This window comes from Vibrio sp. V08_P9A1T1, assembly GCF_963874405.1.
Classification (GTDB): Bacteria; Pseudomonadota; Gammaproteobacteria; order Enterobacterales; family Vibrionaceae; genus Vibrio; species Vibrio anguillarum.
Map to the genome: position 1 here is coordinate 1 of NZ_CAWNIB010000070.1, position 7,763 is coordinate 7,763.

General features: G+C 44.8%; 5 protein-coding genes. 3 read left to right on the top strand and 2 right to left on the bottom strand.

Translation table 11 applies throughout. From position 1 onward, the window contains the following. Nucleotides 1-171 precede the first annotated feature (171 nt). The 3 genes from AACT21_RS03820 to AACT21_RS03830 all read left to right on the top strand — a co-directional run bounded on the left by AACT21_RS03820 (nt 172) and on the right by AACT21_RS03830 (nt 4,531). Entirely contained in the window at nt 172-2,394 is a 2,223-nt protein-coding gene (locus tag AACT21_RS03820) for a leukocidin family pore-forming toxin (RefSeq protein ID WP_094163610.1), read from the top strand. Between the two features lie 265 nt (nt 2,395-2,659). Beyond that, complete coding sequence (locus AACT21_RS03825; RefSeq protein ID WP_094163612.1) at nt 2,660-3,601, top strand: esterase/lipase family protein; 942 nt, start codon at nt 2,660-2,662, stop codon at nt 3,599-3,601. A 69-nt stretch (nt 3,602-3,670) separates the two neighbouring features. Further along, nucleotides 3,671-4,531 carry a lipase secretion chaperone gene (locus tag AACT21_RS03830; protein ID WP_094163614.1) on the top strand — a complete coding sequence of 287 codons (861 nt, stop codon included), beginning with the start codon at nt 3,671-3,673 and terminating at the stop codon, nt 4,529-4,531. A gap of 73 nt (nt 4,532-4,604) precedes the next feature. Here the strand turns inward: AACT21_RS03830 and AACT21_RS03835 are convergent, their stop codons facing one another. After that, nucleotides 4,605-7,361, bottom strand: a complete 2,757-nt coding sequence (locus tag AACT21_RS03835; protein ID WP_094163616.1) for an immune inhibitor A domain-containing protein — start codon at nt 7,359-7,361, stop codon at nt 4,605-4,607. 195 nt (nt 7,362-7,556) lie between these two features. Then, on the bottom strand, nt 7,557-7,763 hold a 207-nt coding region (locus AACT21_RS03840; RefSeq protein ID WP_254917163.1), incomplete at its 5' end, for a hypothetical protein.

Consider the following 7,763-nt stretch of genomic DNA (forward strand, 5'->3'; position numbering starts at 1 on the left):
CACATTAAAGATATTTTCTCTTTGTGTTCTTTATTTTTAGAACTATTAATAATTCACCACAAAAGTGCCAAAAAACTAATGTCCTTTTCTTTTGTGGCCTGAAAAAATAAAAAATGGGTATTTATTTTCTTTTAAATACCGTGATAACAATAAAAATGCTTAGAGGTTTATATGCTAATAAACAGAAGAAAAGCACTCAGCGCTATTGCCATTATGTCAGTCTTGGTATGGAACACCGCTCAAGCTGATGTGTATCAGCCGCAAGGTTTGGCCATTGAAATGTTCAGTGAGCTTCAGGATGACAGCCAAATCAACTACCTCAATGCAAGCTACTGGCTACAAGAAGAGGTTGAGCCACCAGCACTAGCTCAGATCCGTGACGATGTATTGAATCAGGATCTGCGCTATTTTGTCGATTTCAGTATGATTGAAGATGAATCGCAAAAGGCTGAAGCGAAAACACGCTTCAGGAAAAAACTAGGGTTAGCGTTTGCCAGTGACTTTTTGATCATCAGTGAACACAAGGGAGAATTACTGTTCACACCACTAGATGATGAGAATGATCCCAACATTCGTTTGTTGGAAGCCGCTAAAATGACTCATTCTCGCCAGCGTCGCAGTACGGCCAACGCGCTGTCAAGTAGTGTTTCGGAGACAAATTCTCTGCCACACGTTGCGTTTTATTTGAATGTTAATCGGCCTATTACTGATAATGAATGTACGTTTAATAACTCACATCTTTGGGATCGAGGCACGCGAGTATTTTGCGATAACCCTAATATCTCGTTGATTTATAGAGTTAACCTAGAGCGTTCATTGCAATATGGCACCATTGGCTCTGCGACACCGGACGCGAAAATTGTTCGCATCAGCTTAGATGATGATACAACGGGGGCGGGGATCCATCTCAATGACCGTCTTGATTATCGTCAATCGGGTGCTGATTACCTGACATTAGATGCTTATTTCCGAGATTGGTCGACTGATGCCATCGCTCAAGACTATCAATTTGTATTTAACTCTTCGAACAACAAAGCGCAGATCTTAAAAACGTTCCCGAGAGAAAATCTCAATGCCGAATATGAGGTAAAAGAGGTATCCGGCTTCCAGCTAGGGGTGAGTGGTGGTGTCGAGGTTAGTGCTGATGGGCCTAAAGGAAAGTTAGAAGCTAATGCTAGCTACAACCAAAGTCGTTGGTTAACCTTTAAAACGCATGATTACCGTGTTGAACGTAGCACTAATAACGCGCAAAACGTCAGCTTCAAATGGAATCGTAGCCAATATGCGACCGCCGAATCGATGATGAATCGCTCTACGGATGCAATATGGGTCAATACTTACCCTGTGGATACCAACCGCATTAACCCGATTGGTTATGCAAGCTTTGTACCAAAAATGGATGTGATCTATAAAGCCGCTCCCAATGCGACGGGGACAACGGAGTTCACCATTGACTCTTCGGTCAATATCCGTCCTATTTATAACGGTGCTTATAAGCATTATTATGTTGTAGGTGGGCATCAGTCCTACCATGGTTTTGAAAATACGACGCGTCGCAGAGTGAGCAAAAGTGCCAGTTTTACAGTGGATTGGGAGCACCCAGTATTCACGGGCGGTCGTCCAGTGAATTTGCAATTAGGCAGCTTTAATAATCGTTGCGTTGATGTGGCTGATAATGGCGTACTCTCTGCCTCAAGCTGTGATGAAACCAAAAACTCACAATCGTTTATTTATGATCAGTTAGGTCGCTATGTGAGTGCAAACGACATCCATCAATGTTTGGATGGACAATCACTGGGTCAATTACAAACCTGTAGTTCGAGTTTAAGTCAGCGTTGGGAATGGGTAGAAAACAGCGATAAGCTGAGTAATGTTTTCTCTCATGAGCTGCTTGGTCATGACAAAACAAGTGGAGAATTAGGCTTGTATGCTGATGACAATGATCAAGTGAGTGTGCGCACCATTACTGCTTATAGCAATGTATTCAAGTCAGATAATGAATCGGTCGTATTTGGGTTTACGTCGGGTTCACTGGCGTTGCAAGATGTTGGCCAAGCAGGAATACTCTATATTCGTCATGGCGCTGCGATCGATGCGATTGGTACGCAAGCCAATGCGACGCAAGGTGGTGAAAGTGGTAGTTTGACTGAAATTGATCTGAAACGTGTTACGCAAATAACCGTGACTTCCGGTGAGTTCAAGTACGGTGGTAACCATTTACTCCGTATGGCTTTTAAGCTTGATGATGGTTCAACCAAAGTGGTGGGGTCAAAAGGCTCTGCAATAAGCACACACGATGAAGTGTTTGAGTTGCCAGCCGGATCGGCCATTCGACAAGTCAAGGTTTGGTCTGAAGGTTGGTTAGCCGATGGTATTCAATTTATTATAAAATAGCGCAATCAGTTCATGATTGAGTAGTAAAGAGCGCTCATGCTTTTGGCTTAATTAGCTAAAACGTGAGTGCTCTTTTTGTTAATGTAATGTTAATTTTATCTGTTGTTTTTTTCGATTCATTCACGAAGCTGGCAAGATGACATGAAATAAAGTGCTTTTCTTCTACAGTTAGGGTGCTCCTCAGAGGTCTAATCTCTGGTGTGGTAACGGTAGGCTAGATGTATGCCGCGCCTAAACCAGGCACTACAATAAGAAGGAATTTACTTTGAAAAGAACGATTATTATTGCTGCTTTTTGTCTGCTGAGTACCACGGCGCTGGCGGCAACCAGCACGGTGGCGTTAAGTAAGACAGGCTATACCCAAACCCAGTACCCTATTGTGTTAGTTCATGGCTTATTTGGTTTTGATACACTGGCCGGAGTCGATTATTTCTACGGCATTCCGCAATCACTGACGAAAGATGGCGCAAAGGTCTACGTGGCTCAAGTCTCAGCAACCAACAGCTCAGAGCTGAGAGGTGAACAACTATTGCAACAAGTGGAGTCACTTTTAGCTGCCACGGGCGCTCAAAAAGTTAACCTGATTGGCCATAGTCATGGCGGGCCAACGGCTCGCTATGTTGCATCAGTTCGGCCCGATCTTATGGCGTCTGTGACTAGCATTGGTGGCGTGAATAAAGGCTCAATTGTGGCAGATTTAGTGCGTGGGCACATTAAAGAGGGCTCCATTTCTGAAGCGATTGCCGTCAAAATGGCGCAAGGATTGGCGGGTTTGGTTGGCCTTCTTTCTGGGGGAAGTAACCTAGATCAAGATCCTTTAGCTTCCTTAGAAGCTTTAACTACCCAAGGTTCGCTAGCGTTTAATCAACACTACCCAGAAGGCGTTCCAAGCAGTGAATGTGGTGATGGTGAATTACTGGCTGACAATGGTGTTTATTACTATTCGTGGACAGGATCTGCGACCTTTACCAACCTCCTTGACCCAACTGATGCTGCGATGATGTTGACTGGACTTGCCTTTAATGGCCCTAATGATGGTTTAGTCGGCGTATGTAGTACTCACTTGGGTAAGGTGATCCGCGATGATTACCAAATGAACCACTTAGATGAAATCAACGGCTTGCTTGGGATACACCACCTTTTTGAAACTGACCCCGTTACCTTGTATCGCCAGCACGCTAATCGATTGAAGCTTCAAGGTTTATAACTTCGAGGTCTATAGTTTCGAGGTTTATAACTTCAAGTTTTGAAACATCAAACTTTATAAGGATTGGCTATGAAAAAGCCCGCACTATTTGGTTTTATCGTGATCATCTTGGGGAGCATCGGTGCGGTGCTTTTTCTACAAAAGCCAGTATCACCACAGAGCGCGTTACAAACGTCATCTCAACAAGATACGCAGATAGACAGTGCATCGAGTCTTGATTTAATTCACTATTTTATCTCTACATTAGGAGAGAGCTCATTGCCTGAGGTTAAGCAGCGCATTGCCCAGCATGCTGAGCAAGATGAGGGCGTGGTGATCGATCCAATGCTTTTTGAACAGTTTATCCAATACAAACAAGCATTAGCTGAGTTAGAGGCTAATGCTTCCATCGCCAATCTCGATCTTGCTACCTTAGCTGAGATCAATCAGCAGTTACTGAAAATACAAAGTCAATTTTTTAACGTTGATCAGCAAAGTATGCTGTTTGGTGAAGAGAATGCGTTGCGAAATTTAGCATTAGAAAAGCTGCGCATTAAATCTCAAGCAGTAGATTCATATGATGAGCAGCAGCAGTGGCAAACGTTATTAGCACAGCAGCCAGAATACATTCAGCGCAGTGAACGCAATGTACAACTACTGCCAGCACTCAACGCGAGTCGCCATTTGTCCACGCAAGAGCAATACTTAGCTTGGAACGAGTTGGTTGGCGAACAAGGAGCACAGCGGTTAACGCAGCTTAGTGAGCAGCGAGAGCAGTTTTCTCAGCATCTCGAAAACTATCTACAACAGCGTTCGGCGGTGCTTGAAAATACACGCTTGAGCCAAGATGAAAAAAATCAGCAAATTACGCAACTGCGTACCCAAACGTTTGAGGTCAAACAACTCAAACGCGTCGAGGCGTTGGAAAGGTTACGTGATCAATCGCTTTAATTCTGTTTATCCAATAAAGAAGAGCGCGACCGAAGCCGCGCTCAAGTTCTCTAAGAGAAAATAGAATAGGTGGTTACAAATTAACCACAATGGTGTTAGTCACTGTTGCACCTTTGTCATCCATCACTTTAATTTTCACTTCATGTTTTCCAGAGCTTGGGAAAATGGCGGTGAAGAGTTTGCCACGTTTTATTTTTCCATTCGGCAGGGTCCATTCCGTATCGACAATACGCCCATCGCTATCGCTGCTGGTTGACCACATCGTTACCCAGCGTCCAAGGTGGATATATTTAGCACTGGCTTGCGGTAATGCGTTAGGCACTTCAACCTGTATTGTGCGCGTTGTGGTGTTGATTGCGCCTTTATCATCCGTTACGGTTAGGCTTACGGTGTATTGCCCTGCTTTGGTGTAGCTCCAGCTTGGCGCCATTTCACTGCTCATTTGGCCGTTACCAAAATCCCATGCGTAACTGACTAGCTCGCCATCTTCATCATAGCTGTAGTTGAAAGCGCTGACGGATAAACTGTCGGTTTTAAGCTCAAAGTTGGCGACAGGAGCTTGGTTTTGTTCGCTGACTTTTGATAAGCGAATTACGCCGTACTCATTGTCTTGGCTTTGGTTGAGGATGTCGATCATCAAGCCAAATTCCGTTAACTTACGCCCAGCATCTGGTACTAATGGTGAGCTGTAATCCGCGCCATCAGAGAAATTACCATTACCGATTAAGCTTGTGTCTTCGAGCACATCACCATCGGCAGCGACTAAGCGTAGAGGTGTTTGATCTTGCAATGAGAAGGTTGCATCTCGCACTTGGAAGCGCGTTTGTGCGGCCTCACCAGTTTTTGACCAAACCAATGCGTTTTGATCCGCATCGACGACACCTAACCAACCTTCACCTGGGTGGTTACCTACCCAGTTATCCGTGTAAGATTCATCCACATACCAAACCAGTAGGCCGGGTTCGAAAGTCATCAACTGGCCCATGCGTTTGATATTGGCTAAGCCTTGGTCTACGTCATTGTGGCTACGCCATTGCAGTAAATAATAGTGTGGCGCTTCATGGAAGCCATTGTTGGTGGTGTAACCTTTAAAGGCGAAGGTGGATGTTCCTTCGGCATCATCAATAAGGGTTTGCTGCCCGTCGACCTCTAACTGTAGGTTATCAAGGTAAAGACCTTCCATGGCTAAGCCGCCATCAGTGACATAGTCAAAGCTGAGTGTCACTTCTTGGCCTGCCCACTGGGAGACGTCAAATATCGCATCGACCCAGCCATCCGACTGACCAGCAATAGCAGGTACAAGCCCTGTATTGTACGGGTCATCCATGGTGGTGATGTTACCTGCAATCGCTTTACCATTGATCAGTACGCGTGCAAAGTCGTAGTCTTTTTCAATCTGATACCATGCTTTAAAATTCAGCGTAGCTTGTTCACCTGCAGGGATAGAAAGCTTACGAGACATGCTATTTTTCAGATCATCGCCTCGGTTTGAATAAAAAGCGGACGAACCTTGATAAGGCTTCACCCCATCAACACGCTTCAGTGGTAAATCAATCTTCACCATATTTGGTCGAGCATTGTCAGTGGTTTGGAATAGGGTAAATACGCGAGGATTTTTCTCTAACTCTGCAATCGAAATTTGATCGTCATTGATCCAACGACCACCGACCGCTTTTTGTAAGAACTGTTTAGACCAAGAGCTGAATGCCGTCGGTTGTGTTCCGCCAATTTTTCCGGCCCAACTGCCAGAAGACATGATGGACCAATAGGAAACTGGCTCACCTTTACCTGTGTATTGGGTATCGTATTCGTCAGGCAAACCTAAATCGTGGCCATACTCGTGTGCGCAAACCCCAGCGGCCGCATCAATCGGTTGCATGGTGTAATCAAAGGCGGCATATTGGCCGTTAAAGCGATCTGGAAGCGTACTTTTTGTGCCTTGAAGGACATAAGGTTGGCCGAGATTATAACGGTGGGACCATATGGCGTCAGGTCCAAGCACACCGCCGCCAGCTTCTTCACCAACGGATGCATGGAACACCATCAAGTGATCGATTACGCCGTCCGGTTCGCGGAAGTTGCCATTACCATTGTAATCGTAACGATCTTCAATATCGTAATCGGCCAGATTAATACTAGGGTCTTGCGCCAGTTGGTTCAGTGCTTCGCGTACCAACTCTTGCGCATTCATATCTTTGTCTGTTGTTGCCGAGTTGCCCCCGTAAAACGCGGCGTTTTTAGACGCGCGATACCAACCTGCGGCTTGCCCGGCCACACTGTAGCTTTGCCCAGACTCGCTTTCATAATACTGACGCATCGAGATGAAATTTTCTCCATTAGGGCCTGCATAGCCCGCATCGGAAAAAAGCAGATCTTGATAGTGAGGTGGATTGTAGCTGGCATAGAGCATTTCAGTATGCTCTTTGGTCAGGCGGTTATCGTTCCAAGGTAAATCGGGAAAATCAATTAAAAGCGCTAATACCTTATCGGTGCGTTTGGTGCTGATATCGAGAGCAAAAACGCTGGCTTTTTGGTGGCCTTTTTGTTTTTCAATGGTTTTTAATACCCGTGCGCGTTGCTCAAGAGCTTGCTTACCAAATTGCGCATCGCCGTGGAAGCCCGATTTGATTTTCTGCTCTAAATAACGATCCAAGGCATCGCGCTTGATTGCATCGGTAGCATTGCCATCCACAACACCGTTACGCACTAACATTTCAATGAGTTTATCTTCATTGACTACCCCTAAATCAATCGGGGTGTGCGCATAAGCACTGACGTTAAATAGTGTTACCATTGCTGACGCAAGCAAGGTTTTCCTTATGTGTTTCATCTGCTTTCCTTATTTTTCTTTCTGTATTTATGGTATTAACAATTTCACTGAACTGATTTCCATACGACTGAGCGCTATAGAGAATAAATGGCTTTCATCGCCATAAAATAGAATTCATGGACGCAATGAGTGGCTGGTATATTCTTATCTAGGCAAGTTTTCTGAGTGTTATTCAGTGAAGATTGAACGGGCGATTTAGTCGCTCTTCGGCGGAGAAATACATGCTTCTTCTTGATGAGTTGTCGAATTGAGAGACTTTTCTTTGTGGTGTTTTCTTTGTAGATAAAGGGCAAGTGCTTGTTGTTGCTGTTCTGATGTCAGCCCTTCACATATCACACCTCGTTCGATTAATGAGGCGAGCAACCGTTCATCATCAACTGAAGATTGAGCAAGGCTAATTGA